The sequence below is a fragment of the Brevibacillus reuszeri genome, from assembly GCF_002897295.1.
Classification (GTDB): Bacteria; Bacillota; Bacilli; order Brevibacillales; family Brevibacillaceae; genus Brevibacillus; species Brevibacillus reuszeri_A.
In genome coordinates this window covers 253,227-280,179 of sequence record NZ_BEXF01000006.1, presented here as the reverse complement: position 1 = coordinate 280,179, position 26,953 = coordinate 253,227, and the positions used below count along the sequence as shown (strand labels likewise).

27 protein-coding genes and 1 riboswitch are annotated in these 26,953 nt (G+C 45.9%); of the genes, 6 read left to right on the top strand and 21 right to left on the bottom strand.

What is annotated here, in order from left to right; genetic code table 11:
- Positions 1 to 11 precede the first annotated feature (11 nt).
- The 5 genes from C3B52_RS12600 to C3B52_RS12580 form a co-directional block, all read right to left on the bottom strand.
- On the bottom strand, positions 12 to 1,010 hold the full coding sequence (locus C3B52_RS12600) for an ABC transporter substrate-binding protein (protein ID WP_103106429.1): 999 nt from the start codon (positions 1,008 to 1,010) through the stop codon (positions 12 to 14).
- Positions 1,011 to 1,122: 112 nt separating this feature from the next.
- Positions 1,123 to 2,748, bottom strand: a complete 1,626-nt coding sequence (locus C3B52_RS12595; RefSeq protein WP_103106428.1) for a helix-turn-helix domain-containing protein — start codon at positions 2,746 to 2,748, stop codon at positions 1,123 to 1,125.
- Between the two features lie 157 nt (positions 2,749 to 2,905).
- A complete protein-coding gene (locus tag C3B52_RS12590) occupies positions 2,906 to 3,928 on the bottom strand; it encodes a serine hydrolase domain-containing protein (RefSeq protein WP_103106427.1) in 1,023 nt (340 codons plus the stop codon).
- A gap of 75 nt (positions 3,929 to 4,003) precedes the next feature.
- Positions 4,004 to 4,831, bottom strand: coding sequence for a MerR family transcriptional regulator (locus tag C3B52_RS12585; protein WP_103106426.1), 828 nt, complete (start codon positions 4,829 to 4,831; stop codon positions 4,004 to 4,006).
- 209 nt (positions 4,832 to 5,040) lie between these two features.
- Complete coding sequence (locus C3B52_RS12580; RefSeq protein ID WP_235615686.1) at positions 5,041 to 5,514, bottom strand: SRPBCC family protein; 474 nt, start codon at positions 5,512 to 5,514, stop codon at positions 5,041 to 5,043.
- A 111-nt stretch (positions 5,515 to 5,625) separates the two neighbouring features.
- Between C3B52_RS12580 and C3B52_RS12575 the strand changes: the two genes are divergently transcribed.
- A complete protein-coding gene (locus C3B52_RS12575; RefSeq protein ID WP_103106425.1) occupies positions 5,626 to 6,060 on the top strand; it encodes a VOC family protein in 435 nt (144 codons plus the stop codon).
- A gap of 59 nt (positions 6,061 to 6,119) precedes the next feature.
- On the opposite strand, the gene fahA is transcribed toward C3B52_RS12575, so the two are convergent.
- The 6 genes from fahA to pdhA all read right to left on the bottom strand — a co-directional run bounded on the left by fahA (position 6,120) and on the right by pdhA (position 12,776).
- Positions 6,120 to 7,382, bottom strand: coding sequence for a fumarylacetoacetase (gene fahA / locus C3B52_RS12570; RefSeq protein ID WP_103106424.1), 1,263 nt, complete (start codon positions 7,380 to 7,382; stop codon positions 6,120 to 6,122).
- Positions 7,383 to 7,539: 157 nt separating this feature from the next.
- Positions 7,540 to 7,764, bottom strand: a complete 225-nt coding sequence (locus C3B52_RS12565; protein ID WP_103106423.1) for a DUF1450 domain-containing protein — start codon at positions 7,762 to 7,764, stop codon at positions 7,540 to 7,542.
- A gap of 253 nt (positions 7,765 to 8,017) precedes the next feature.
- Positions 8,018 to 9,445: a dihydrolipoyl dehydrogenase gene (lpdA, locus tag C3B52_RS12560; protein WP_103106422.1), complete on the bottom strand. Its 1,428-nt coding sequence runs from the start codon at positions 9,443 to 9,445 to the stop codon at positions 8,018 to 8,020.
- The gene (locus C3B52_RS12555) at positions 9,446 to 10,708 is read right to left on the bottom strand and encodes a dihydrolipoamide acetyltransferase family protein (protein WP_103106421.1); all 1,263 of its coding nucleotides are present in this window, start codon (positions 10,706 to 10,708) and stop codon (positions 9,446 to 9,448) included. It abuts the gene before it with no gap.
- A 20-nt stretch (positions 10,709 to 10,728) separates the two neighbouring features.
- Positions 10,729 to 11,712, bottom strand: a complete 984-nt coding sequence (locus C3B52_RS12550; RefSeq protein WP_103106420.1) for an alpha-ketoacid dehydrogenase subunit beta — start codon at positions 11,710 to 11,712, stop codon at positions 10,729 to 10,731.
- Entirely contained in the window at positions 11,709 to 12,776 is a 1,068-nt protein-coding gene (pdhA, locus tag C3B52_RS12545) for a pyruvate dehydrogenase (acetyl-transferring) E1 component subunit alpha (RefSeq protein WP_103106483.1), read from the bottom strand. Before pdhA ends, C3B52_RS12550 begins: the two co-directional genes overlap by 4 nt.
- Before the next feature lie 264 nt (positions 12,777 to 13,040).
- On the opposite strand from pdhA, the gene C3B52_RS12540 reads away from it, so the two are divergent.
- Positions 13,041 to 14,444, top strand: a complete 1,404-nt coding sequence (locus tag C3B52_RS12540) for a sigma-54 interaction domain-containing protein (protein ID WP_103106419.1) — start codon at positions 13,041 to 13,043, stop codon at positions 14,442 to 14,444.
- A gap of 87 nt (positions 14,445 to 14,531) precedes the next feature.
- Here the strand turns inward: C3B52_RS12540 and C3B52_RS12535 are convergent, their stop codons facing one another.
- From C3B52_RS12535 to C3B52_RS12520, 4 genes are all read right to left on the bottom strand, one after another.
- Positions 14,532 to 15,455, bottom strand: a complete 924-nt coding sequence (locus C3B52_RS12535; protein WP_164684767.1) for a glycosyl hydrolase family 18 protein — start codon at positions 15,453 to 15,455, stop codon at positions 14,532 to 14,534.
- A gap of 501 nt (positions 15,456 to 15,956) precedes the next feature.
- Positions 15,957 to 16,409, bottom strand: coding sequence for a GreA/GreB family elongation factor (locus C3B52_RS12530; RefSeq protein ID WP_103106417.1), 453 nt, complete (start codon positions 16,407 to 16,409; stop codon positions 15,957 to 15,959).
- A gap of 194 nt (positions 16,410 to 16,603) precedes the next feature.
- The gene (locus C3B52_RS12525) at positions 16,604 to 18,727 is read right to left on the bottom strand and encodes an RCC1 domain-containing protein (protein WP_103106416.1); all 2,124 of its coding nucleotides are present in this window, start codon (positions 18,725 to 18,727) and stop codon (positions 16,604 to 16,606) included.
- Positions 18,728 to 18,804: 77 nt separating this feature from the next.
- The gene (locus C3B52_RS12520) at positions 18,805 to 19,545 is read right to left on the bottom strand and encodes a 2-phosphosulfolactate phosphatase (protein WP_103106415.1); all 741 of its coding nucleotides are present in this window, start codon (positions 19,543 to 19,545) and stop codon (positions 18,805 to 18,807) included.
- Between the two features lie 222 nt (positions 19,546 to 19,767).
- On the opposite strand from C3B52_RS12520, the gene C3B52_RS12515 reads away from it, so the two are divergent.
- Positions 19,768 to 20,166, top strand: a complete 399-nt coding sequence (locus tag C3B52_RS12515) for a hypothetical protein (protein WP_235615685.1) — start codon at positions 19,768 to 19,770, stop codon at positions 20,164 to 20,166.
- A gap of 48 nt (positions 20,167 to 20,214) precedes the next feature.
- Here C3B52_RS12515 and C3B52_RS12510 read toward each other — a convergent pair whose 3' ends face one another.
- Together C3B52_RS12510 and C3B52_RS12505 are read right to left on the bottom strand one after the other, a co-directional pair.
- Positions 20,215 to 21,150, bottom strand: a complete 936-nt coding sequence (locus tag C3B52_RS12510) for a phosphotransferase family protein (RefSeq protein WP_103106413.1) — start codon at positions 21,148 to 21,150, stop codon at positions 20,215 to 20,217.
- A 137-nt stretch (positions 21,151 to 21,287) separates the two neighbouring features.
- Positions 21,288 to 22,037 carry a glucose 1-dehydrogenase gene (locus C3B52_RS12505; protein WP_103106412.1) on the bottom strand — a complete coding sequence of 250 codons (750 nt, stop codon included), beginning with the start codon at positions 22,035 to 22,037 and terminating at the stop codon, positions 21,288 to 21,290.
- Positions 22,038 to 22,246: 209 nt separating this feature from the next.
- On the opposite strand from C3B52_RS12505, the gene C3B52_RS12500 reads away from it, so the two are divergent.
- A complete protein-coding gene (locus tag C3B52_RS12500; RefSeq protein ID WP_103106411.1) occupies positions 22,247 to 22,849 on the top strand; it encodes a TetR/AcrR family transcriptional regulator in 603 nt (200 codons plus the stop codon).
- A gap of 113 nt (positions 22,850 to 22,962) precedes the next feature.
- Here the strand turns inward: C3B52_RS12500 and C3B52_RS12495 are convergent, their stop codons facing one another.
- The gene (locus C3B52_RS12495) at positions 22,963 to 23,166 is read right to left on the bottom strand and encodes a cold-shock protein (RefSeq protein ID WP_023556900.1); all 204 of its coding nucleotides are present in this window, start codon (positions 23,164 to 23,166) and stop codon (positions 22,963 to 22,965) included.
- Between the two features lie 423 nt (positions 23,167 to 23,589).
- Between C3B52_RS12495 and C3B52_RS12490 the strand changes: the two genes are divergently transcribed.
- Both C3B52_RS12490 and C3B52_RS12485 read left to right on the top strand, forming a co-directional pair.
- On the top strand, positions 23,590 to 23,931 hold the full coding sequence (locus tag C3B52_RS12490) for a rhodanese-like domain-containing protein (RefSeq protein ID WP_235615684.1): 342 nt from the start codon (positions 23,590 to 23,592) through the stop codon (positions 23,929 to 23,931).
- 60 nt (positions 23,932 to 23,991) lie between these two features.
- Positions 23,992 to 24,141: riboswitch (cyclic di-AMP (ydaO/yuaA leader) on the top strand.
- A 7-nt stretch (positions 24,142 to 24,148) separates the two neighbouring features.
- Positions 24,149 to 24,910 (top strand): CAP domain-containing protein, encoded by a 762-nt coding sequence (locus tag C3B52_RS12485; protein ID WP_103106410.1) that lies wholly within the window; start codon positions 24,149 to 24,151, stop codon positions 24,908 to 24,910.
- A 64-nt stretch (positions 24,911 to 24,974) separates the two neighbouring features.
- Here the strand turns inward: C3B52_RS12485 and C3B52_RS12480 are convergent, their stop codons facing one another.
- From C3B52_RS12480 to def, 3 genes are all read right to left on the bottom strand, one after another.
- Positions 24,975 to 25,154: a hypothetical protein gene (locus C3B52_RS12480; protein ID WP_103106409.1), complete on the bottom strand. Its 180-nt coding sequence runs from the start codon at positions 25,152 to 25,154 to the stop codon at positions 24,975 to 24,977.
- Positions 25,155 to 25,268: 114 nt separating this feature from the next.
- Positions 25,269 to 26,279: a homoserine dehydrogenase gene (locus C3B52_RS12475; RefSeq protein ID WP_103106408.1), complete on the bottom strand. Its 1,011-nt coding sequence runs from the start codon at positions 26,277 to 26,279 to the stop codon at positions 25,269 to 25,271.
- 20 nt (positions 26,280 to 26,299) lie between these two features.
- Positions 26,300 to 26,827: a peptide deformylase gene (gene def / locus C3B52_RS12470; protein WP_103106407.1), complete on the bottom strand. Its 528-nt coding sequence runs from the start codon at positions 26,825 to 26,827 to the stop codon at positions 26,300 to 26,302.
- Positions 26,828 to 26,953: the final 126 nt, after the last annotated feature.

Genomic DNA, 26,953 nt, shown 5'->3' with positions numbered 1-26,953 from the left:
TGATTAACAAATTATGGTGCAACAATATGCTTCACTACATCCTCTATTTTCATTTCATTAGCGATTGCCCCACTTGCCATCCAATACGTATTGTCAACTTCAAAGACATGTCCATTTTTGACAGCCGGCAGGCCCTTCCAGATCGAGCTGTCTGTCAATTCCTTTGCTTTTACCTGCGCCGCCTCTCCCTGCACGAGTAAGAAGATATAATCGGCGTCCAGCTCAGGTAAAATTTCTAAAGAAAGCGGTTTATGGTACTCCCATGATAACTCACGAACAAGCTTGTGCGGCTGCAAGCCTAGGTCATGATAAAGAACAGGACCGCTATAGTAAGTGCCGTCCATCAACAAGACTTCCTTTGGCTTGATTCGAATGACAGCAACCGTTTTACCATTGGTATAGGGCTGCAGCTTCTCTTTTGATTCCGCTACTTTCTGATCATAATGCTGAATCGCTTTTTCCGCGACATCTGTTTTATTCAGTATTTGTCCGAGTTTTCGTAACGTTCCCCTCCAATCGACCGTTGCATCATCAAAAGCATAGGTAGGCTCAATCTTGTTGAACTGATCATACGCTCCATTCTCAGCCAAATTTTTCGTATAGAGCACAATCAGATCCGGATTCGCTTGAATCAAGGCTTCCATGTTCACACCGTCTGTAAAGTCGAGCCTTGGTACGTCTGTCAAATGCGGTTGCAAATATTCTTGAACCAAATCTCCCAACGCCCATTGCATAGCTGGCTTTACTCCAAGTGTGATGAGAGAGTCTTCTACATAAGGAGCTACGATTCGGTTAGGCTCAGCTGGAATCTCTACAGCTCCGATGATGTCTTGATATGTGCGGCTTGTATTTTCTACTGGCGCTTTGGCATCGCTTGCAGCTTCCTGAGTAGCATATGCAGCAGGCGGCTCTGCTGAGCTTTGAGACTCCTGAGCCCCGCATGCTGATAGGAATAACAGGAAAAAAAGGATAAAGCCTAGTAAGAAATTGCCCTTTTTCTTTCCGTTCATGGTGCCCTCCTGAGATATTGATTCTCATTATCACAGAAGATTGTAGCACATGGCTACTTTACTCTCCATGGACATCGGTGCGAAATAAACAGAGGGAATTGTGCGGTCACAACTACCCAAACAGGCGCGCTGCTTCATCGAGCACCATCGTATGTGTAAAAGGCGAATACTCCAGCCACGGAATTTCTCGTACAAATGAAACATGTCCACGCTGCACTGCCTGTAGTGCAGACCACTTCTCACTCTTTAGCAATTCATTCCATGCCTCTTTGGATAGCTTGTCTTCATCAATGACGACGATCAATCTATCACTATCATAAAAGGATAGCTGATCTATCTCGATCTCTTCGCAAACCTCAATGTCACTCGCATTTTGTACCGGGGTGAGCGCCAAATCCTGATACAAGACAGAGCCCCCATTCCTCATCCCGTATACAAGCAGCTTCCCATTCATCACATGCAGCAGCGCAACGCGCTCGTCGCCAAGTCTCAGCTTGAGTTGTTTACGAATAAGCTGCGCCTTGCGCTCGTAGGAGGACAACCATTGATCCGCTTCTCTTCTTTTCCCGACAAAAGCGGAAATCTCTCGAAAATGCTCCCGCCAATCCAGCCCCAGCCAAGGGATCTCCACAACAGGTGCTATCTTTTCAAGCATGCTTTTCTCTTGCCCGTCAAAGAACTCATCACAAAGAATCACTTCCGGCTTTGCTTGCACCAATGCTTGAAAATTATATTCCATATCAATTTTATCCAGTTTCCTTGCCCGTCTCAAATGGTATGCAATGGAGGGATGAAACTGTCTACGGTGGTTTTCACGTTTTTGCTCAACATAGGTTGCATAAGGAACGACGTTTAGGGTGAATAGATGGGCGGCGTAATGATAGCTTAATGCTGCAATTTTATCCCGTTTCCGCTTCAAAAACATCGTAGGGGATAATCCGACCTGCTCTTTGAAAATGCTGCGAAAATAAGCATCATCACGATAACCAACGCGATGTGCCACCTCACTGATCGAACAATCCTGTCGTAGCAGCTGCTTTTTGGCCATGCGAATGCGGATGTCCCGTAGCATAGTACTGGGACTATGACCCGTTACTTCCTTGAACTTATGTGAGAAATACCAGGGACTCATTCTGGCGATGCCAGCTAACGTATCTCGACTCATTTCTTGATCGAAATGCTGCTCCATGAAAGCTGTGGCAAGCGCTATGGAAGCATTCCCATCTATCGAGCTTTCCGTCTCTTTTCGTTCGATCAGTGCATCCAGCACTTGATGAAAAATAGCCTGATGCTTGTACGGCCGTTCCTTGTTCGCACTCATAAGACATGTATGCATGTCAGGAAGTAGGCTAGCTAATTCATTGCAATAAGACGCTGATAATTGCTTGTGCTGCGGAAAAATAGAGCCATCTGTCACCTTTTCTAATGAAATGATCTGCTCGCCCTCCGCGACTTGCCGCAATTCCTGGAACGTCAAGCAATAGTAATGAAGCGGGTGATTAGCGCTCTGATTCCATTTAATCAGCATCGCAGGCAGTAAAAGGATTGCTTTTCCCCGAACTAATTCAACCTTTTGACCGTCGATAAAAAGCTGCCCTGTGCCGCTTAGAATGTAGAGCAAGGTGTAATTTATTACGAATGTCTCACTCTCGAGTGCATCGGAACGACATGTGATGAGCGTCATATCCAGAAATGAAAAGACGCTCATCTGTCTGTTCCCCGATATGTTTTGCCCCAAACTGGTTATCCTCCTTTTTCAAAGACAATCTTGTTTTACCATCCTGTATGTACCTCAATGCCATTTAAAAACAAACAGATAATGATAATTACTATCATTTATGTTAAATGAGGTCCTCCATTTTGGCTATCCCCTATAAGAAAAGGGAAGTTTTTCACTACCCTTCCACTGCAGATATAATTTGTTCCTTAATCAGTGTCCACCTGTCCCGTGGATTCATCATGAATTGTGAGGCAATGGCAACCACCAAGTTTTTTTCAGGAATGCAGCAAATCACATTTCCTCCATCACCTATTGCCGAATAAGCAAAAATGCCGTCCTCCTCACGCAGCCACCAGAGATAGCCATAATGATAAGGATTCATCGCAGTCGACTCTTCAATCCACGCTTTGGAAATAATCGATTGAGTGCCCCACATGCCATGATTGAGATAGAGCAAGCCAAAGCGTGCCATATCACGCGGATGCAGCGTAAGTCCCCACCCACCTGTGGAGTTTCCATTTGGGTCTTTCACCCACCCTCTCACCTTGCTCCCAAATAAATCATCAAATGCAAAGGCTTGCATCTCGTAATCCGGAATTTCTTGCATGCCGATCGGCTTGAATAAGCGTTCGTTAGCAAACTCGCGAGCACTTTTTCCTGTGCTTCGCGTAACGATAGCTGAAAGCAGGTGTACTCCTGCAGTGGAGTACTTAAAAGCTCCTATCTGTCCATTTTGGCCCAGCATATCCAGCGTATACTTGACCCAATCAGGCTGCATGCACAGCTGGTCCAATGGCTCTTGCCAGTCTTCAAATGGATAAGGAGCTGTCATCGTGAGAAGATGGCGAATCGTGATTTCCCGCTTTTGTGATCCAGCAGCGATGGGAACATACTCGGGGAAAAAGTCCAACACCTTATGATCGACATCGTTGATATATCCTGCTTCTATCGCAATGCCTACGAGTGCAGACAGGACGCTTTTTGTAACTGATGCCACATGGTGAGTATCATCCGGTCCATATCCGTTAAAATACTTTTCATAAGCGAGATAACCATTTTGTACAACTACGATGCCGTTGATGTTACCATAGTCAGATTTTATTAGAGGTTCTAGCTCTGCAAGCTTTTTCGCATCCATTACCGCGGTCGCAGGGTCTACGGCTTGCCATTCAGTAGTGGGCAAGTAACTACTTTTCATTAAACAGGCTCCTCCCCAATAAGCGTTTTTTTGTTTTGAAGCATGTGCTTTTCATTTAGTTTGCAGACACGGTACCTACTTTTTCTTAATAGGAAAGTAAACTTCCGTAACCATATCCTCAGATGCACCACTCGTTTGGTTAGGGTCGGTTACATACACTTCATATGGCGAGCTCACCATTTCATATCCTTCCTTTTCGATCCACTCTCTCAGCTTGGCGTAAATCGATGTCAAAACGGAATAGGGTCCCTTCCAAATAGACCTCGCACAAAGAAAACCAGGCATATCCCTTGTTCTCTTAACCGCTTCCAGAATAGGGATGGCAAACTCTGTATCATTCCCGTTTGGATTGTATTCAGAGCTGTGATAAATGGTCATGGGTGTTCCTAGCAACGTGAGTTTTTCCTTCGCTACCTTTTCATATAGCCTGCTAAAATACTCTCCATAACCTGCAGTATAGTCGTTTCTATTCATCAGCTTCCTCGTATACAGGAGCGTCATGGGCTTTGTTTCTACAAGCTGTACGTCTATTTCGTCGAGGTAGGACATAACGGGGAAGCCCTTTTCCAATTGGTGAAGGTCATTACCTATTTGCTTGAGGGTATATTCCAGAGCATGCAGCTTCTCCTGTATTTCGCTTCGTTTGCGAGTGAGGGTAGAATAAAGCTTCTCTTCTGTATGATCGTCCTCCGTATTGAGAATCTCTTTGATCTCTTCCAGAGAAAAATGATATGATTTCAACCGGTTAATAAAGAGCATCGTTTTTAACTGCCCGATGGAATAATACCGATAACCACTATCAGGATTAATCTCCACCGGATTCAATAATCCAATTTCCTCATAATAGCGAAGCGTTTTTGTAGATACTTCGCATATCTTCGAGAACTCGCCAATTGAGAGCAACCCTTCCCCTCCATTCTTCACTTGTTATTAGATTTTGTAGCATGTTGCATGCCGCTTTGCTCCCCTTCAACTATGTGCCTTCCCCTAGGGGTAAAGTCAACGGCAAAATGAGCGCTACATTGACATAAAAAAGGACCTAACCATTCAGTCAGGCCCGGTAAGGAGTGTAATTTGCACGCTTTCACAACTGCTCTGCTTCTTTGCTTATCTCAGCGAAGACGGGCTTCGATCTTCGCCAAAGCCTGCTCCCAATGCTCCTTCATTTCTTCTCTTGTACTCGCATTAGCCAGCTTCTCCTGATGAAAGCTGATCGTCGTTTTTTCAGCGCTCGGTGTCAAAAAACGAACCTGGAGCGTGGAGGGCTCTTCCCAATCAGCCTTTTTCCAGGTCATTCTCACGTGCCCACCCGGCTTTACCACGCGAAGCTCACCCGAACACCCATCTTTTGTCTGGAAGGACTGACCTTTTTGCAATGGGATATGCTGAATGTCTCCGAGCCAGATAGACAAGCCTTCTGGTGAAAAAAAGAAGTCCCAGACATGCTTCGTCTCGGCTGGAATGGTTCTTCTCACGCCAATCTGATAGCCTACGCTTGCTGTTAATCCAACGGGCTTTTGTACGGTCATTCTGATTCCTCCGATCAGGAAATGTCCAGCCAATACTTTTCCACATCCGTCGCCCAATCCCTTCTCCCCATTTCGCATTCCTAGGTATATTTACCAGAAATTCGCAACAAGCTAGAGACGTAATCGAGGCGTCTTTCAACAAATTCGAAAAACAAAGGAATGAAACGAATGGCAATAAATGTATATCTAAGCTTTAACGGGAATTGTCGGGAAGCGGTAGAGTATTACGCCAATGTTTTTGGTCAAGATATCCCGCAAATGATGACGTTCGGGGATACACCACCCGATCCGAATTTTGCACTTCCCGAGGAAGCGAAGAACCTTGTCATGCACACACGTCTAATGATCAATGGAAGTCCTGTCATGTTTTCCGACGCGTTTCCAGGCCTGCCTTATCAAGCAGGAAACAATTTCAGCCTCGCGATGGTCAGTGCAAATCGTGAAGAAATCGAATCCTACTTCCATAAGTTAAAAGAAGGCGCTCAAGTGCGGTTAGAGCTGCAGGAAACCTTCTGGAGTAAATGCTACGGCAGTTTAATCGATAAATTCGGGATCGAATGGCAGTTTAACTACGAGCCGGGCGAGTGCGGCGATCAGATGTAACAGGCAAAAGAGGGCATCCAGTGCGGATACCCTCTTTTGTTCAGCTTTCGTACTATCATTCACTCAAAAGCAGGCAAAATACGGCCAGTTACCTCACCAAAACCAATCCGATAGCCATCCCCCTGACACCACCCTGTCAGAGTAAGCTGGTCACCATCCTCTAGCCATACCCTTTTCTCGCCACTTCCAAGCTCAATTGGCTCTGTTCCTCTCCAGGCGAGCTCCAAAAGACAGCCCCTGTTGTCTTTTTCCGGGCCACTGATCGTTCCCGACGCCAATAAGTCTCCCGGCCGCAAATTGCATCCGGTCACGGTATGATGTGCAATCTGCTGTGCCATGCTCCAATACAGATGTCGGAAATTACTTGTCGCAATACGCTCTGGATCTGCCATACCTGCCCCTCGCAAATGCACCTCTAGTCGAATATCAAAGGAGGCTTTGTCTTGTGCTCGCAAATAAGGAAGCGGCTCCGGCTGTTGCTTTGGACCTGCCACACGAAACGGCTCCAATGCTGCCATAGGGACGACCCAAGGCGAGATGGACGTAGCAAAGTTTTTCGCCAAGAACGGCCCGAGAGGTTGGTACTCCCACGACTGAATATCTCGCGCACTCCAGTCGTTGACGAGAACAAGGCCAAAAATATGATCCTCTGCCTGTTCAACTGTGACCGCTTCACCTCTCTCATTGCCAGGTCCAATAAACCAACCCATCTCTAATTCAAAATCGAGCTGACGGCTGGGTCCGAAATAAGGAGTGGCCTCATCTGGTGCTTTCATTTGTCCTTTTGGCCGATGCACATCCGTTCCACTTACCACGATAGAGCTGGCCCTTCCGTGATAGCCAACAGGCAAGTGCAGCCAGTTTGGCATCAAGGCATTTTCCTTACCACGAAACATGATTCCGACGTTGGTTGCGTGTTCTTTGGACGCATAAAAATCCGTGTAATCACCAATTTGTGCGGGCAGCTGCATCTGGACATCTGCTTGTCGCAGCAGCGCAGCATCTCGAAGCACAGGACGATCCCGCAGAGAGGGCACTTCAGCACTGAGCAATCGCTGGATACTCGTGCGAACCTCTGCCCAAGACTCTTTTCCAAGCGCCATAAACGCATTTAAAGAAGGCTGGTTGAAAATCTCTTTGCCACTTACAGTCGTTCCGACAAACAGTCCAGCATCATCGATCACAGATAAATCGAGGATGAATTCACCAATCGCAACACCGACTCTGCTCCCGCCGCCTTTTTTGGGACGAAAGACACCGTACGGAAGATTCTGAATAGGAAAATGGGAATCTGGGCTAACTTCTATAAAGGAACGGATCACGGTTTCTCCTCCTCGGATGCACATCTTGAATCAGAATAGCTGACTAGTCGTCAAAAGAACTAATAAAAATCGGGAGCAGAGAGAATTCATTGTGGGGACAGTCCTCCTATCCTATCCAATCCTATTCGTCATGCAGGCACCAATCCCTGTGTGTGACCTACTCTCCCAGATAGTGACAAATGTTTTTCATCAGGTCATCGTCCGAACACCCTCTAATATTTTTCCCATTTACCACTGCAAAAGCCTCTACCAGGCATTGTCCACAATAGTTCAAGCATCTATGATCTTCTACTTCGGTATCTGGCATTTCTCTCAATTTTACCTTTAGCTCTGAAGCGCTCGTAAGCTGATTGCAAGGACAAAAACGAACCTTGTTCCCCATGTTTTCGTTCACTCCTGAAAGCGTTCTCTTTATTGGAATAATCTGATAGTACTATCCACATGTATTCTGTGCAAATGCACACGCTGACGCGTTTATCCTTTAATTCGGTTGTCCTTTTGTTCGGTTATTCTGTGCTTTGCTAAAGCGCTTGAAAAGTCTCATGGATCATCATAAAAAAACCCCAGCTCCTTCAGCTCACTTTTTGCAAAGTCGAGCTGATTCACTGAGGTCTTGCCTCTAGGCATCCTGTTAATTACTTCTTGTTAACCACATGAATGGCATGTCCGAGTACACTTGCTGCAGCCTCCATCCACACTTCACTCAACGTAGGATGAGCGTGCATCGTCATCGATAAATCCTCCGCCCGAGCGGACATTTCCAGAGCGAGTACTCCTTCTCCGATCAAATTCGAGGCTTCCGCTCCAACGACGTGCATTCCCAATAGGAGATGGCTCTCTGCATCTACAACTACCTCCGCGAAGCCGCTTCCCTGATCGGTTGCCAGTGCCCTGCCATTTGCCGCGTATGGAAAAGCAGCAGACTTGACGTGATATCCAAGCTGATCGGCCTCTTCCTTTGTCAACCCGACTCCTGCTATTTGCGGTTCGGTAAAGATGACATATGGTACCAGATCGGAATCGTTCGCACTTGGCAAGCCTGAGATCACTTCTGCTGCCACTATACCTTGCTTTGCAGCGCGATGTGCAAGCGCCATTCCAGGAGTCACGTCACCAATTGCGTATATATGAGGGCGATTGGTACGGCACGACTGATCAACAGGGATGTAGCCTCGCTCATCTACATGAACGTCTGCTTGGGATAGTCCCATCTTTTCTGTGTTTGGCTTACGTCCAATTGTGACGAGGACTTTGTCTTGAATGAGCAGCTCTTCTCCGTCTTTTTCCGAATTTAGCCGAAGCTCCACATGTCCATCGACAACAGTAGCTGTCTCCACTTTCGTAGAGGTTTTTATCGTCATTCCGAGCTTTTTTGCCTGTTTTTGAATTTCTTGCGAGAAAGCTGCACCGATTTGGGGCAGAATCCGCTCAGCAGCTTCAATAACCGTTACTTTTGCTCCAAGCTTGGAAAGCGCCATACCCATTTCCATACCGATGTAACCCCCACCGATGATCGCTAGCTTCTCAGGAACTTCTGTGAGCTGCAATAGATCAGTAGAGTCAAGAATGTGGGTTCCGTCCCGTTCAAGAAAGCCAGGGAGAAATGGCCGTGAACCAGTGGCTATGATCGCATTTTCAAATTTAAAGGTTTCAAAATCATGACCAGTCTCGACACCGATCCGATCATCCGATAAAAAGGTTGCCGCTCCTTTCACGACGGTTACACCATTTGCCTCACAAAGATGGCTGACACCCTTGTTTAACTGGGAGATGATTGACGATTTCCACCCTTGCCATTCGCTCATGTGAAACGAGGACTCACCCTGTGGCAAGCGAATCCCCATTTTCGAGACATGAGAGAGCTTGTGGTATTCACCAGCAGCATGGATCAATGCTTTTGAGGGAATGCAGCCTTTATTCAGACAGACTCCCCCTAGCTCTGCTTTTTCGATCAGAACGACCGATTTACCGAGCTGCCCGAGTCGAATCGCTGCCGCATAGCCCCCAGGTCCTCCGCCAATCACGACTACGTCTGTTTCTACCGCTACTTCACCGACTACCATCTATATCATCTCCGCGAACAACAGATTCGGTTCCTCGATCAGTTCCTTGATCCTGTTGGTAAATTTCACAGCAGTCACTCCGTCGATCAACCGATGGTCAAAGGAAAGAGATGTATTCATCATCCAGCGAATTACCCCTTCATCCTCCCGAACCACCCAACGCTTCTCCATTTTATGAAGGCTCAAAATCGCCGCCTCCGGATGATTAATAATCGGTGTAGCCTGCAAACCACCGATCGCACCCACGTTACTGATCGTAAAGGTACCGCCTGTTATTTGTTCCATCTTCAGCTTTCCATCCCGGGCTAGCTGTGCCAAGCTGCTGATCTCGGCAGCAAGCTCGAAAATCGATTTTTGGTCGACATCCTTGATCACGGGCACGATCAGGCCTTGTGGCGTATCCGTTGCAATACCGATGTGATAATAATGCTTGAGTACGATTTCATTTGTCTCTTCATCAAGAGAAGAATTGAGCATAGGGAACTCTTTTAACGCCAGCACCAGTGCCTTGATGAAAAAGGGCAGGAACGTCAGCTTGACACCTTTTTTCTCAGCGAATGGCTTCAATCGCTCACGAACCGCTTTCAGTTCGTCCATCTCAAACTCGTCAACGGATGTAACATGTGGAATCGTAGAGACAGACTTCACCATTTGTTCAGCGATTTTTTTGCGGATACCTTTGAGCAAGATTCGCTCTTCTATTTTCTCTCTGGAAGCGGAAGAGCCTTTCGCTGGCGAAGATACAGTCTGCATTGCCGGTTCCAGGGTTTTCTCCTTCGACGGTTTGGCATGAGGGACTTGGGCAAAACGGCGCAAATCTTCTTCTGTTACTCGTCCAATCGGGCCTGTTCCCTGCACCTGCTCGATATCGATTTTCATCTCACGGGCCATTTGCCGTACAAACGGAGTTGCCAGGACACGCTTGACTCCCTGGCTAGCGGATTTGGCAGAAACGGGCTCTTTCACCTCTTTTGCTTCAACTGCTCTTGTCTGTTCAGTTTTAGGAAGTGGAGCCTCCTCTGTTTTCGTCCCATTATCTATCGTCAAAAGTGTCGTTCCTACATGAACGGTATCTCCTTCGGCAAAGAAAATCTCCGTGACGACACCTGATGCAGGCGCAGACAGCTCCGCATTGACCTTGTCTGTCTGGACTTCTAAAATCGGTTGATCCATTTGAACAAACTCGCCAGTTTTGACGAGGACACGCAATATTTCACCTTCATGCATGCCTTCTCCGACATCCGGCAGTTTAAACTCCACCATAGAACAAGCACCTCCTTTTGCTAGAATTGAATGGTTTGTTCGATCCCTTGTTTGACTCGTTCACTCGTCGGTAAATAATCGTCCTCGATCGAAAATTGCGGTACGGGTACATCAAAACCAGCGATCCGTTTGACGGGAGCTTTCAGATAGATCAATGCTTCATCGTTAATAATCGAGATAATTTCGGCACCCATGCCTGCTGTCTTATGCGCTTCATGAACAACGAGCGCGCGACCTGTCTTTTTCACAGATTTCACAATCGCCTCGCGATCCAGCGGATAAATCGTACGCAAATCGACAACTTCACATGACCAGCCGCGCTCGCGTTCAATCTGCTTCGCGGCATCCTCCGCAACCCGAACCATGGCTCCCCAAGCAAAGATGGATAAATCATTGCCTTCACGAGCGACCTTTGCTTTTCCGATTGGTACACGATACATTTCCTCTGGTACCTCTTCTTTAAAGGCACGATAGATTTTCGTTGGCTCTAAAAAGATGACAGGGTCCGGGTCCTCGATAGCAGAAATGAGCAGTCCTTTGGCGTCGTAAGGTGAGCTAGGAGCAACTACCTTCAGCCCTGGAACGTGTGCAAAGAAGGTTTCTACACTCTCTGAGTGGAGCTCCGGACCGCGAATACCAGCACCATATGGCGTGCGAATCACCATCGGAACATGGTATTGACCACGTGTACGATATCTCATCCGCGCTGCATGGGAGACAATTTGTTCAAATCCTGGGTAAATAAAAGCAAGAAACTGAATTTCTACAATGGGAATCATTCCGTTCATTCCGAGGCCGATAGCTGAACCGATGATGCCTGCTTCTGCAAGTGGGGTATCGACTACCCGCTCAGGACCATACTTTTCGAGCAAGCCATCTGTTGCACGAAATACGCCACCATTGAGGCCGATATCCTCACCGAGCAGCATGACTCGCTGATCGTCTGCCAGCTTTTGATCCATTGCTTCCGTTATTGCTTGAATGATCGTGAGTTTTCTGCTCATGCTGTTACCCCTCTCTCGCCTTTTGGCATCGGAAGCTCTTTTTCCTGTTCTTTGATCATCCATGTCGGTTCAGCGTAGACATGCTGGAACATATCAGACGGTTTGGATTTTGGATAGCTTTCTGCCTCGACTAGTGCCTTATCGATTTGCTCAGCTACCTGCTTGTTCAAAGCTGCTTCCCTCATTTCATTCCAAAGACCATGTTTTTCCATATATTTGCGCAGTCGATCAATCGGATCGCGCTTGCTTCTCCACTCTTCTGCCAAATTGTGCTGATCTCGGTATTTGGTTGGATCATCTGCTGTTGTGTGTGCTCCGTAGCGATGGGTGACTGCTTCTATCAGAGTCGGTCCAAGCCCAGCAAGTCCTCGCTCGATGGCTGCTCTCATCGTCAACCAGACCGCAAAAACATCGTTTCCGTCTACGCGAATTCCCGGAATGTCATAAGCGGCTCCACGCTGCGCAATCGTTTTGGATGCAGACTGCTGTGCTAACGGAACGCTGATCGCATACCCGTTGTTTTGGCACAAAAAGATCGTAGGCGTTTTAAACACACCTGCAAAATTCAGCGCCTCATGGAAATCACCCTCTGAGCTGGCTCCGTCACCGAAAAATGCGAGACTGACATGCTTCTCCTGCTTAAGCTTGCTTGCCCATGCCGTACCGACAGCATGAACCATCTGAGTAGCAATCGGCACACACGGCGGCATGATGTTTTTTCCCTCCGGACTAATGCTGCCTTCCATATGCCCCATCCAGTATAAAAAGACGCGAGACAGTGACTGACCGTGAACGATCGCCGCCGCATGGTCCCGATAAGTCGGAAACAGCCAGTCTCCAGGGGACAATGCTAAAGCGCTTCCAATTTGAGCCGCTTCCTGTCCTTCGAAGGGAGCATATGTCCCCATCCTCCCTTGGCGTTGCAGATGTACGGATTTACGGTCAAATGCGCGCACCAGCACCATACTCTCATACATTTTTACAATCATCGCATCGTTTAGCTTGTCACCTATATTTTCAAGGAGCTCTCCATCTGGAGTCAGCACTTGGTACAAATTCATCAAATCACTCATTACAATCCCTCGCTTTCAACGGAATGAAAACCATATGATATTTGGCCGTTATCATATAAAATGAATAGAGCAAAAAGTATGCCAATTCGTTTTTTGCCAAATGCTGAGTGATGTACAAGGATTCGAGATAAAAACTATCATATTTGCATATGCAAATTTGCACATGGATGATTATTTTTGACTATTTCATATGTACGCGCTTTCTTTCTAATATGTGTGAACTGTATTTTCTCGGGTAAATAGGAGGGGACCTGCTTGCATAAAACCCAGTACTTCCAAACCAATGATAAGAACGAGCTACTCGGTCTCATTTCCACCATCTTCAATACGTCCCACGACGGTTTAGCCATATGTGACCGAAACGGGTATGTACTTCTTTATAATCAAGCTTATTTGCAGCTGACTGGTGTTTCGGCAGATATCTTGGATCATTACAGCTTCATTCAACAGCTAGATATGGAAATTGTCTCTGATTCCTCTGCAGTCAAAGCGATCCAAACAAAAAAGATTTACAGCACCGCGATTGAATACGGAAATGGACGCAAAACGATCAATACCGCTACACCTGTACTGGATGAAAACGGGAAGCTGCTGTATGTCGTGGGCAATGTCAGGGATATTACGGAATTAAATCAGCTGCAGCAAGAACTCGAAGAAACGCGCCAGATTAATGTGGAGTTTCAGAAGGCGTTAGAGCAAATCCAAAATGGCAGCGATTCAAATGAACAGCTCGTCTATCGCAGTGGCATCATGCATCGGATCGTTTCTTTGGCCCAACGCTTTGCCAAGAACGACTCCCCCTTGCTGCTTTTAGGCGAGTCAGGTGTCGGAAAGGATGTCCTCGCCAACTACATCCATAACCAGAGTGGTCTAGGCGGTGAGCTTGTCAAAATCAACTGTGGGGCAATCCCCGATCATTTACTTGAATCCGAATTGTTCGGGTATGAAAAAGGAGCTTTTACAGGGGCAAACCATGCCAAGGAGGGTTTATTTGAGCTAGCTGACAAAGGGACGATATTCCTCGATGAAATCGGCGACCTGCCTTACCCACTTCAGGTCAAGCTGTTGAATGTGCTACAGGATGGAAAAATCCGCAGACTGGGCGGCAAAAATGTCCGACGTGTGCAAATGCGAATTATTGCTGCGACCAATAGTAATCTCGAAGCGATGGTGGAGCAAAAACGATTCCGCCAGGATTTGTATTATCGGTTAAACGTTCTGTCTATCACGATTCCGCCACTGCGAGAAAGGCGTGAGGACATTCCTGCTCTAGTCTTCTACTACCTGAAAAAGATGGAGCAAAAATACGAACAGGAAAAACGAATTGATCCCGAAGCATTGGAAACATTAACCCACTATGATTGGCCGGGAAACATACGAGAATTGAAAAACGTGGTAGAACGCACCTACCATATGTGTGAAAACGGAAAAATAAAGGTGGATCAGCTGCCTGCCTCCATCCAAAGCTCCAATAAAGCCTCGCTTCCAGTAAACATCGAGCAATTCGATGCCCCTATACCGTTAAAAGAAGCTGTACAACGCTTTGAAAAGGAGTACATTCATCGAATGCTCGCTCAGACCAAAACGATGCAGGAATGTGCCGACCTGCTGAAAGTAAACATCTCTACGCTTGTTCGCAAAAAGCGCGACGCAAAATAGCTTTCCACATAAAAAAACCGCCCTTGATCCTTTACAAAAAGGGCGGTTCTCGGCGGGCATGCCTCATAGAGGTTTTTTTATCATCATTTATGGACTGGTATGGAAAACCGGCCATATCTCCGGAGTTTCTTGCCCAATGAACCAGGCTGCTGTCCCTTTTAAGTCGTATTTATTCACAAGATCTACTCTTTGCTGCAAGGAATCTTTGTCTTCGAGCCAAATTTGATGCTTTTCATCGTTTTCGACGAACTCAACGTAATTTTGTTTGACGTTTTTGTCCCATTTCTTTTGCAACTGTTTGTCTTGGATGATTTCATCGACCTCAATCATAGTTCGGTCGTACCGCGTTTCCTTTTTCGTTTTCAAATTCGTAACCCATTCTCTCGTATAAAAGGGAACAGCCAAGATGATCTTTGAGGGTGACACCTCTTTGATTAACAGCTGGATTCCTTCCTCTACCCATGGCAATGACGCGACAGAACCTATTTTTTCCCCACCACCTAAATCCTCATCGTACCCCATCATGATGATATAGTCCGCAATCTTGCCAAGCTGTGCACGATCATAGCTGCCTGACCAGAATGGATCTGGATTTTCACGCGTGATATCGATGGAAACGACAATTCCGTGTGGGGAAAGTGACTGTTTTAGTTGGCGAACAAACGCCACGAAGTCATTTTTATTCTTCATATTGATATTTTCGAAGTCGACGTTTATCCCGTCTATTTTATTTTCTGTGAGTATTTTTTCCAGCTTCTCAGCTATTTTCACATGATTGTTCCGCTCACTTAGTACCTGATCGGTCAGCTCAGCGTCAAATTTATTTCCAAAAAAAGCCCAAACCTGTTTGCCCGATTGGTGTGCCCACTCTACATACGCTGGATCTACTTCCCCTGTGACAAGATGCTCTGAATCCAGCGATAACCACCGGGGAGATACTACATTCAAATTTGGTGAAGCACGATTTTGCTCGATATAGGTTTCCGTCGTTCCAAAAGCATTCCAGCCCATAACAATTCGCTCGGGTGTACCTCTATTTCCCTGTGCTTGGTCAAGCTTAAAAGATTTTGGCTCAGGCTGTGTTGGTTTGAATGTTTGGCTTGCACTGAGAAGAAGAATCAGAAGTATGGGGAGAACGTAGCTCCATTTCCATTTCCTCAAAGCCTTATTTTCCTTTCATGAGGTCATTTGTCGTCGTTAGTTTATCCAAAAATCGTGAGGATGGCTTTGTAGTTTTCAGTGGTTGAAAAAGGGAAATTCGCATTGCACTTTTTATTTTCATCCGTCTGAAACCTCTTTTGACCAATTTACTTCCCTTCCACTACAAAGGTAGGTAAACATAGCCACTCCTTATCGAAAGGGAAATATGGAAAACGACTCGTCTTTATGAATAATACCGGATATTCCCAACCCTCGAAGAATATTTTCCTGAAGCTCAAAGCCATTACTAGCGGAAAAAAAGACACTAGCTCGTAGTGTCTTTTTTCCAAAATACGTTGTTCGATTTTGATGTTACGAAAATCCGCCCATATATGTAAACCTTATCTCCCTGATCTGTACATGGCTGGAACCGACAGGACTTTCTAAAACGATTGAATCTTCAGGCCCAGCCAACAGTAATTGTCTACCAATAGGGGATAAGAACGAAATTCGATTGTTGTCAGGATCAATATCTGTTGGATAAACCACAGTAAATGATTCCTCATATCCATCCTCTTCAAATAGAACCTTTACACTGCTACCCAGGAGCGTAATTCCATGCAATGACTTTGATAAAGCTTCGTCGTCACCAGAAAGTAATTTTTCCAGTGTTTCCTTGTAACGTTTTACCAAGCTATCTACAATCTGTTTATCCTTACCATAATCACGAACGTATTGATCGTAAAAAAGCGAATACTGCTCATCAAAGAAAACAAGTTGACTAATCAAATGTTTGCGTGTGCCGCTCATAATGCTATGGTTCATAATAAATGTCACCTCCCAGTTGTTTTTCATAAACAATTTTGACGAGAGTAAAATCTTTCATGCAAAAGCCCTCCTTAAAAAATAGCCCCCGAAAGGGCTTTCCAATCATTTTATCAGGAATTCACAAATGATTCCATTCCATCCGTGAAATGTGGAAGGTATGGGATGTTTTCCCACAGCTGCCAATATGGTCATTATGGTGTAATCACTTTTTCAGGAACCGATTCGCTTTGACCAAATGGATTAAAGCCGATGACAATGATCTTATCGCTCTCCGTCACTAATAAATGATAATGAGAGCCAGGTCCCTCGATCCAATATCGATACGTTGAAGAAACCAAGCGAACCGACTCCGATATCCGTTCTTTGCTTGAAGGACTCCAGTCATGCTCAAAAATTTGACCGTCTTTTGTCAGTCGAAGTCTACCACTTATTTTGTCAATTCCCTCTTCTACATTAGTCCCTATCTCAGCTTGAATCGACGTGATTCTTGATCGTTCAAACTCTGGTTGAAGCAGCAGCTCTTGGACACGCCCCTTATCATCCAGAGCCCATACCGATGCAGGGTCATGCGTTGCACGAACAAAAAATTCTGGAGCTAACGCAATGATATTGTGTAAGCCCTGAACCCTTTTAAATTGGTAGGGAACGCCTTTGGTGCGATCTGCATAAAACACTTCGCCCTCTTTGGTTAGAGCCAAAAAAGTATAAAGATTCGCATACAGATTCTTTATTTGAGGGGCGAGGGAAGAGTCGATCTTAACCATTTCCACCTTGCCAGGGACAATCTGAACGGAGTCTGACTCCTTAGATTCATAATCGAATGCGATCGCCATGTATTGATCATCTATTGTACGCACCAGCAAATGGTCATCACCTGCGACCATGTCTTTGACTGAAAAAGGAAGCGTAAGTGTTTGGCAGGATAAGAAATCCTTCTGCCACAGTTGCACTTTGCCAGCTTGGTCGATTGTTACCGGAAAACCAAGCATGCTGTCCAGCTTTTGTATGTGTGCGGGACCCTTTATTTTATAAGTCGTACGATTTTCATGCATGCTCCAGATGGAACCGTCTCTACGCAGGAAATGTGGCTTTTCCAGTTTCGTTACAGTCTGTTGAATGTCGGATAATTGTCCCAGCTCAGTCCACTTTGCAAAAAATAGAGGTAATCTGCCGAGCTGGCCGGTCATATTGCTCCCCCATGAATAAACTTGCCCGTTTTTATCCAGTGCCAATGCATGATCTGTCCCTGCCTGAATATCGATGATGTCGGTTAGTGTTTGAATCGGTACCGGCTTTTCAACGGTCTTTGGCTGACTTTCTCCAAGCATGTGATTTGTATTTGTCCCCCACCCCCAGACTGATCCATCTGTTTTGACCATCAGGTACATGCCATCGGCATTTACTGCCAGTCTTTTTGCTCCATCTGCTAACGGCATGTGCTTTGGCTGCTGCTCCTGGGCTGAAAAAGCGTACACCTCCCCCGATTCGATTTGAATGAGGGCATGATCCCGATAGCTCACCACAAATTGCTTCACTTTTCCAGGAAGCGGGATCACTTGCTTGTTATCGCTTTTGAATGGCCCCTCGCGTCCACTCAAATAATGGAGCGTTCCAGTCCGATCAATGAGATATAACGAGTCAGCAGAGGCGTACAGCTTTTGCATGTTTGCGATCCCAGTTAGCTGCTCAGGCTTGTCGGAATCATTATCCAGTTTCCAGAGAGTCCCATCCTTTCTCAGTACATACAGAGCATCAAACATCTCACCAAGCTGGATGGATTCAACGTTTTTAAGCTCCTTTATTTTCTCAGCGGTCCCCTCTTGATTTAGCCTCCACACCTGGCCGTCATTCGTCAGCGCAAACGACTCAGTGATTTGCTTGACACCGTTTATCCCTTTTACTCGAACAGGAAAATCTATTGGACGATTATCATATCCCCACTTCCACACCGACCCGTCTTTTGTTATCGCATATGACGTTCCTGGCTTCCACCCGTATCCAGCCCCATCAAAAATAGGATCAACACTGATCGAAGCGATGCCACTGAGTGGTCTTCCATCTCCAAGCTGGCGCCATTTTTTTACGGTTGGATCTACTGAAGTCGTCTGCTGCATACTTTCGGAGCTGCAAGCAGCTAGCTCTACCTGCGAAGGAATCTGCTGATTCACAGATACTGCATTCGATACTGTCTCAGCTTGCTTCTCTGGTGCTTGGCTGGCTTTGATTGGCTGGCTCTCTTGCGAACAACCCGCTATGGCAATCCCGATCGTTAAAGATGACAGCATGATAAAGGAGGTACGATTTTTCTTCCTCATTCGCCTGTTCCTCACATTCTTTCTTGTTATCTATGTAAGACGTTCGGACAGCATTAGTTGTTACAAATATTTGGAAATCAATCCAGCTCCATTGCCTCATATGCGCCTTCATCATTTAAAACAGGAACATGCTGACTACTATTTAATTGCCCCGCCACTTGTACATCCTCAAGATACCCACTGCGAATCAGCTCTTGCCCTGATCCTGATTGCTCCAAGAACCATGCGAGCTCTCTTTTTGCAGAGGTATACGTAGCGACAGCCATTTGCGCTTCCGGGGAAAGTGTGTGTTCGCTTAATTCATACAGGATGGCTCCTGCAGCGATGATATCCTCGATGGCTGGTCGCAGGGCACCGTTTGGCCACCTTTCTCCACAGCCAATGATTGTTACCGTTTCTTTCCGCTCACGTATGTAATTGGCTACGGCTGAAGCATTGCGTAAACACGCAGCGATGACCGTTGCTTTGCTTTCCTTTGCCAGCACCGTGCATGTGGAGCCATTTGGCGATGGCAGAACAATCCTGCTGTTAACGGGTATTGATTGTAGAGCCGCAGGAGATAAAGATATGCGCTCGCCTCTTCGCCCAGCGAGCAACGCCCCTTTTTGCTCCGCGTAGAGACGGGCTGTTTCATCTTTAAAGCGATAGGGAAATACACTGCCACCTCTGCCGACTACCACGTCGACGCATGTAGAAAACGAGAGCACATCGATGATGACTATGAGTGAAGATCCTAGTCCAAGCTGCCGAGCCCCTTCATATCCCCATTCAAACCGTGCGCTATATTCCGCTTGCTTGAACAAATTAGCATAAATCAACGATTTCCACGCCTTCCTATTCGAAATGGTTACTCGTCCCCATGCGTTCGCCGTTACAAAAAGGTACAAGATGAAATAAAGTATTATGTCCCACTAATTAAAACATCATGAATGGAGTGAACGTGAATGTCAGATGGAGGAAGAAAAAACAGAAGACAAGAAGTAAGAACGACAGGAATTTTGCAAAATAACCTCGCCGTCGCACTAACAGCACATCTTGACTTGGTTAACTTGAACAACGATGAAGTAGAGGTTCGCGTACAGGTATTAAACTGGGGTAACGCTGTAGTGCAAACCAATCCCGTCAGCACGCTGCTCGATGTCACTCAAACGCTTGCTGGTAATACTCGCATTGCGTTTAATGCAACAGTACCTGCTTCCTTTCACTATGAAGTACGCCTTACTGTCGGCTGCAACAATAACAACAACAACAATAACAACAACAACAACAATAACAACAACAACAACAATAACAACAACAACAATAACAGCAATCGAAATGCTGAAGAAAATGTTCTTCTCACCACTTATGGCCGGACATCTGTTGGCGGAGGTATCGTGAACGGTCTTACTGTACTCGACAGCCAATTCCAAACTGTAACACTTGATACTTGTTTCTAATCCGTTCTATACCTGAGGAGGAACTATGATTTTTTCATAGTTCCTTTTTTACGTGTGTGCTTCAGACCTGCAGAACCAGACCGGAATGGTGCGTTCGAATGCTTGATGCTCCTCAATGACTTTATTGACTCGCTGGTTCATATCATCAAGCAGCGAAGGCACCACACGTCCCGTCCAAACGACAGAGGAGAAGATCGTCATGGCCGTGTATACCGAATATAAAATCCAAAACGAGTCTGGCGGCTCTTCATTGTGGAAATAGCCCGTAATCTGTCCATTGCAAAAGGGAACACTGATTTCCCTGCTGAAAAAAGCTAGCTTAGTAAATTCGTGAATGGGGTCTCCCCAATCATAGCGATTAAAATCAATGACACCTGCATATTGTCGCTCATGAACAATTAAGTTTCCAACATGGAAATCATCATGCAAAAAACGATTGGGCCTGTTTTTCAAATAGGTAAGGTGATCTTCGATGAAAGCATTGATTTTGTCAGCGTGCGTAATTTCGAGGGAGGATTCCTGGTAGGCACGAACATAATTCCGGTGCTTTTGGATGCACCTCTCATACCAGGAAGAAACGTAGGTTGGAGCGGGAAGCTGATGCATGCTTGCCAAGTCACAGCCAGCTAGGTAACCAATTTGTCGCTGCTCTTCTGCGGACAATTCTGGCAGGACATCACGAGCATCCTCCCCATCCAAATAGGATAAAACCATGTAGCCTATGTCCATTGCTGGGATCATTCCGAGTTCTATGGGTAATGACGCTTTGACCCCAAGGTTTTGAATGGTCTTTATCATGTCGTACTCGGCTTTTTTCTGATCCCATTGGTCAAGCTTAAAAATACGCAGCAACCGGTTCTCTCCATTAGACAAATACACGCGGTACTTCTCATCAGTAGAAAATCCTTTTAGAATCTTTTCGATGCGGATTGAGCTTCTAAGGGCTGCAATTTCTTTTTGCAGCTGGTCAAGCCATTCACTCATGGTAACTCCTCCTGCCTGTAGCCATGTAAAGAGGAACGTACAGGTAATTTACATGAATTGGAATACGTATTGTAGCATAACTGTTCCCGCAAATAAACAAGACGCCAGGATTTATTTCCCGACGTCTTGATTTGTTATTATTGTGCAGTCCAACCGCCATCAATCACCATTTCCGTACCGGTTACAAAGCTTGATTCATCTGAAGCGAGGAAAAGCACGCCATACGCAATATCTTCCGGTTTGCCCAAACGTGGAAGTGGTGTCCCCATTTCAAACATTTGCTGCGCTCCCTGATCGAGTGCCTCCTGAATCATCGGGGTAACAATAATACCCGGATGAACAGAGTTTACGCGGATGTTATCCGGGGCGAGTTCCACTGCCGAGGCTTTGGCCAATGCACGCAGGGCCCCTTTGGAAGCAGTGTAGGCATTTGTATAATTCAATGCTACCAGTCCTGCAATTGATGAAATATGAATGATGGAGCCACCTCCAACTTTTTTCATCTCTGGTACCACATATTTCATTCCGACGATGCACCCTGTCAGGTTGATGTTCAAAACTTTATTCCAATGCTCTAGATCGAATTGCTCCAGCTTTTTATCGGTGCTAACTCCTGCATTGTTGACCAGGACGTCCACTTTACCAAAAGCCTGTACCGCTTTTTCCACTACGTTTTTCCAGTCTGCATCAGAGGCAACGTCATGCTTAACAGCGATAGCTTTGCCACCTGCACTCGTAATTTCTCCAACGACTTCTTGCAGCTTTGCTTCTTGCATGTCTGTTGCAACAATACTAGCGCCTTCTTGCGCAAACATTTTTGCTTCCGCTGCTCCTTGTCCCATCGCAGCTCCCGTAATGATGACTACTTTTCCAGCTAGACGATTCATTCTCGATCCGTCCTTTCTGTTAGTTGTGTCTCATAATAAAATGATATTTAATAAACAACTAGTTGTTTTTGCGACACTGTGTCGTACATAATTATAGCAATGCCAATTTTGTTCGACAAACAACAGAACATCTCGTCATGACGCTTATCCAACACCCGAGTTGATTTTGTCGATCAACCTACAAAAGTTAAACAAGGAGCTGCATTTTGTTGTCAAAAGCAAGAAAAGTAGATCCCCGGATCATTCGTACGCGTCACTTATTGAGGGATGCTCTCGTTTCACTTATCGATGAAAGTGGATATGATAGTATTACGGTTCAGAATATTACAGACCGTGCTACCATTAATCGTGCAACGTTCTATCTTCATTATCGGGACAAGCATGACTTACTCATTTTGAGCACGGACGATATTCTCCACGAACTAATCACGAACTTGGATATGACGAATACACCTGTTGTTTCCTTTGTCGATCTCGAGGAACCTCCACCATCCTTTGTCGGGATGTTTGCACAGATTGCCAAACACGCTGACTTTTACAGAGTCATGCTCGCCAAGCATCATATTCCTTACTTTGTCGCACGATTGCAGGAGGTTCTCGCTGGATTTATTCAGGAAGGGATGTCTTCAGTTCTGGCAAAAGAAAATGCATTGACGGTTCCCAAAGAAATGGTCATCCGCTACACAGCTTCTGCCTTTTTAGGAGTCGTCATCTGGTGGTTGGAGAATGATATGAGCTATTCGCCTAAGTACATGGCAAGTAACCTGCTCCGGATGGCAACCAAAGGTCCTTATGCCAATGACCCCTTTTAATCCAAAACAAAAAACCAACCTCGCTTTGTTCAAATCAAACGGGGTTGGTTTTTGATGTCTAAGCAAATTAAAAAAGCTGCCCGCGAACGGACAGCTTTTTTAATAAAGGAGACTTACAGTTTTACTACGTTCTCAGCTTGTGGACCACGGTTGCCTTGAACGATGTTGAATTGAACGCGTTGACCTTCATCCAAAGTTTTGAAACCGTCGCCTTGGATCGCGCTGAAGTGAACGAATACATCGTCTCCGCCTTCTACTTGAATGAAACCGAAACCTTTTTCTGCGTTAAACCATTTTACTGTTCCGTTCGTTTGCATTTAAAAAAACCTCCAAAAAGTCAATTTGAATATGCTAGTCATATTTACCGAAGCAATAAAACTCACATATCATGAAGAAATATCCCTTGTCTAGAAGCGATATGCCTTCATGATATGTGAATAATATCTACTTCGATTATATGTGATTGTCGTAATGACGGAACTGCAAAGTATAGCTTTTTGAAAACCTAAAACAACGAAAGCCCTTCCTCTCTTTCATCCTTGCGGCTCCGATGACCGCGCCAGTGTGAATCGGGGATTCAAAAACGTTATCCATGAGCATACACCTCGATGAATTTATGGGCTTCGATTTTTCAAGTAGCATCATCATTCTACCATGGCTGTCCAATTAAATCAATATCTCTTAAGCCCTTCCAAGCCCTTGCGAATCTGCTACAATAGATGAAAGGAGGGATTTTGATCATGACAGACACCATACATAGTAAAACATTAAAACAGATGTTAGAGAACAACTCGAACCTTATTTTACTAGATGTGAGGGACAACGACAAGTTCGTTATGGGTAGTATATATAGTACAAAAACACCAACAAAAAACGTACCTTACCTCATTATGAAGGAACAGGATAAGCCTTTTGACGAGGACACGGCCAAGGAATTGGAAAGTTCACAGATCGTAACGATTTGTACAACTGGAAACAAAGCACAAAAGGCTGCTGCCCTACTTCGTGAGCATGGGTTTCAAGCCGCGGCACTACTAGGCGGACTCACCGCCTGGAACGAAGAGAATAACGAGAAAGAGTAGCTAGCTGCCAAATATTACTCCTTTATTTCGGGTGGGATAGTCTGATATTCTGGGTCATGCCAAACCAATAAGCCGAAACTTCCAGTCAAAGGCAGTGCGGGGGACTTTTTTTTGCGGAGAAATCTGCATGGGGTGAATCGCCACAGGCGACGGGTTGTTTCCTCAATCCGAATCCGACAACTAACCTCGTAGGCTAAAAAAAGGAGACGATGTGAATATGAAACGCTTTGGTACAGCTACCATCGCTATGACTCTAGGATTGGGCTTGGCCCTAACAGGCTTCTCCACCTCAGCTTTTGCTGCATCTACAAATTGCCCAGTTCAATCGAACTTTCAATCTCAATTAATGCCTTTCCTGCAGCAAATGCAGAAATCGAATCAAGCTTCTCTGCCAACGTATTCACAGCCCGTTTCTAATCAGCCGTTCAACTTCGTAAATGGCCAACAATTCGCGCCGAAGCAATATTTTGTTCAGCCAACTCAGCAAGCACCTGGACAAGCTCCAGTGCCACAAGCGCCTATGCAACAGGCTCCTGTACAGCAAGCTCCAGTACAGCAAGCTCCAGCACAACCAACAGCTACACCAGCTAACGAAACCAACCAGGCTCAAGCCTCCAATTTCGTAAAGCAAGTTGCTGACTTGGTCAACCAAGAGCGTGCAAAAGCAGGTCTCAAGCCTGTTCAATTGGACTCGGCTCTCTCGGATGTAGCGCTTGCGAAAGCTGCTGACATGTCCAACAACCACTATTTCGATCATAATAGCCCGACATACGGTTCTCCTTTTGATATGATGAAAAAGTATGGCATCTCCTTTATGACTGCAGGTGAAAATATTGCCATGGGTCAACGCAGTCCTGAAGAAGTAATGAATCAATGGATGAACAGTGAAGGTCACCGCCAAAACATTATGAATCCTGCCTTCACTAAAATTGGTGTTGGATATACGAATGGTTACTGGGTACAAGAATTTATCGGATAATCACTCAATAAGCGAAAGCCGAGCTTCTCTTCTGTAGAGAGCTCGGCTTTCTTCATGCTCAGCCTTATTCTTGTTCAGCCTTGGAAGCCTGTACTTTCTTTGTCGTGTCACAGCTAGACTGCCCGGAACAACAGCAGCTGTCCTGTTCATTCAGAAGTGCCACGTCTTCCTGACCAACTTTTTGTTTGGTTGGATAAGCAGATACTTGCTGCAGCTCGGCATTGAAATCAGAATGATTATTCATCCCTTAGGCCTCCTCAGAGTGGTTTTACTCTGTTGCCTGCTTAGTATGAACGAATCTACCTTGGGCATCCACACAAAACGATGGGAAGCGAAAAAACGTTTCATGAGAAGTACTTTACCTGCTAATAATATGCTCAAGATCCTTCAAAGCAGCAGCTGCAGCAGCAATCGGGTCCGACTTTCCTCCGACGACCAATAAATCACCCATGACATCTGTTTCGACCCGAATGGCTTTCGTCGTACCCGTCACATTGGCAAATGGATGTGACGCATTTATCGGCTGCAGAACGACTGCTGCGCTAAGTCCGTTGTCTGTCTTGCGTATACTACCGACCAGCTTAGGGAGCTTTCCATGCTCCTTCCAATGCGCGATTTGGTCCGGCGTTACGTCCCGCACACTCATTTTTGGAACATCTGCTAGCTGCAAAGAGGCACCGAAAGCGGCATTCGCCAATATAGTGACCTTGCAGGCCGTATCCCAGCCATCTATGTCGTAGGACGGATCGGGCTCAGCGATCCCCAGCTCTTGAGCACTCCGAATCGCCTCTTCAAGCGACAAGCCTTTCTCCATCATGCTAGTTAATACATAATTGGTCGTCCCTGTAAAAATTCCCTCGATCGCCCGCACTTCACACCCTGCCAGGTTGTACTGCAATAAATCAATGGTAGGCAAAGCGGCTGCTGTTGCTCCACTGATCTTGAGCATGACGTTATTTTGCACAGCCAGTTTTGACAAGCCCGCATAATCAACGACCAGTGCCCCTTTTGAGATCGTGATGGCGTGCATCCCTTGTACTAAAGCCTGTCTTATGTAAAGCAGTCCCGAGCCCCCTGTCTGAATGTCAGTGGGACCAGCTTCAATTAAAATATTCGCATGACTGGCAGCCAAAAAAGCAGCTCCATCAAAAGAGCCACTCGTCTGAGCTCGCTGCGACCCGAAGTCCTCACACTGCCTAGCAGTCAAGCCATCAGCTTGCAGACAGCCACCCCCAGAGCGAGCGATGCCTACGAGCCTGACATCTGCCTGATATTTTTCTTTATAAGAAGTGTGTCTTTGTTCTAACAATCGAGCCACTTGCTTGCCTACTGACCCAAATCCCGTAATGACAATGTTCCATCTTCTCATCTTTGTTCCACCCCGTCGTCTCACTTTTTCTGAATCAATCTTCTTTGAAGCAAAATGGGATGGGCGTCTCGCGGCTTCAGTTTTTTTCCCGATCGTGCTGAATACAGCTCATCTACGTAATCAATAAATAGGATTCCCTCGAGATGATCCAGTTCATGTTGAATACAGCGCGCCAATAAATCATCTGCCTCAATCGTAACAGTCTCCCCTCTGCGGTTTAGCGTTTCGACCTTTACATATGCTGCTCGGGTAATGATACCGACCACACCTGGAATCGAGAGGCATGCTTCTGGTCCAGTCTGCTCTCCTGCTTTTTCGATGATTCGGGGATTGATTAGCTCAATTAAGCCACTGCCACAGTCCATAACAATCAGCCGTTTCGGTATTCCAATCTGAACAGCAGACAAGCCCGCCCTGCCTTTATCAGCATAAATCGTACGTGCCAAAGCATCTAAAATCTTTACCGTATGTGTGGTGTACATTGAGACTTTTCTTGAGACTTCGCGCAAAACCGGATCTCCCAAGCGGATAATCGTGTGTTCTGCCAAACTCCTCAACCTCCCGCACAACGTACTTCGTCGCTTTCAAGGTAGCAAAGCCACCCCATCGTGTCAAAGGAAATCCGTTCAAAAATCTGAAAAATCGTCCCATGGTAGATGACAAATGCGCGTAGA

Coding starts and splice junctions, on each gene's coding strand:
- C3B52_RS12600 (WP_103106429.1), bottom strand. CDS start 1,010: ATGAACGGAAAGAAAAAGGGCAATTTCTTACTAGGCTTTATCCTTTTT.
- C3B52_RS12590 (WP_103106427.1), bottom strand. CDS start 3,928: ATGAAAAGTAGTTACTTGCCCACTACTGAATGGCAAGCCGTAGACCCT.
- C3B52_RS12575 (WP_103106425.1), top strand. CDS start 5,626: ATGGCAATAAATGTATATCTAAGCTTTAACGGGAATTGTCGGGAAGCG.
- C3B52_RS12565 (WP_103106423.1), bottom strand. CDS start 7,764: ATGGGGAACAAGGTTCGTTTTTGTCCTTGCAATCAGCTTACGAGCGCT.
- lpdA (WP_103106422.1), bottom strand. CDS start 9,445: ATGGTAGTCGGTGAAGTAGCGGTAGAAACAGACGTAGTCGTGATTGGC.
- C3B52_RS12555 (WP_103106421.1), bottom strand. CDS start 10,708: ATGGTGGAGTTTAAACTGCCGGATGTCGGAGAAGGCATGCATGAAGGT.
- C3B52_RS12550 (WP_103106420.1), bottom strand. CDS start 11,712: ATGAGCAGAAAACTCACGATCATTCAAGCAATAACGGAAGCAATGGAT.
- C3B52_RS12535 (WP_164684767.1), bottom strand. CDS start 15,455: ATGGGCTGGAATGCTTTTGGAACGACGGAAACCTATATCGAGCAAAAT.
- C3B52_RS12530 (WP_103106417.1), bottom strand. CDS start 16,409: ATGAACCATAGCATTATGAGCGGCACACGCAAACATTTGATTAGTCAA.
- C3B52_RS12525 (WP_103106416.1), bottom strand. CDS start 18,727: ATGAGGAAGAAAAATCGTACCTCCTTTATCATGCTGTCATCTTTAACG.
- C3B52_RS12510 (WP_103106413.1), bottom strand. CDS start 21,150: ATGAGTGAATGGCTTGACCAGCTGCAAAAAGAAATTGCAGCCCTTAGA.
- C3B52_RS12505 (WP_103106412.1), bottom strand. CDS start 22,037: ATGAATCGTCTAGCTGGAAAAGTAGTCATCATTACGGGAGCTGCGATG.
- C3B52_RS12495 (WP_023556900.1), bottom strand. CDS start 23,166: ATGCAAACGAACGGAACAGTAAAATGGTTTAACGCAGAAAAAGGTTTC.
- C3B52_RS12490 (WP_235615684.1), top strand. CDS start 23,590: ATGACAGACACCATACATAGTAAAACATTAAAACAGATGTTAGAGAAC.
- C3B52_RS12485 (WP_103106410.1), top strand. CDS start 24,149: ATGAAACGCTTTGGTACAGCTACCATCGCTATGACTCTAGGATTGGGC.
- C3B52_RS12480 (WP_103106409.1), bottom strand. CDS start 25,154: ATGAATAATCATTCTGATTTCAATGCCGAGCTGCAGCAAGTATCTGCT.
- C3B52_RS12475 (WP_103106408.1), bottom strand. CDS start 26,279: ATGAGAAGATGGAACATTGTCATTACGGGATTTGGGTCAGTAGGCAAG.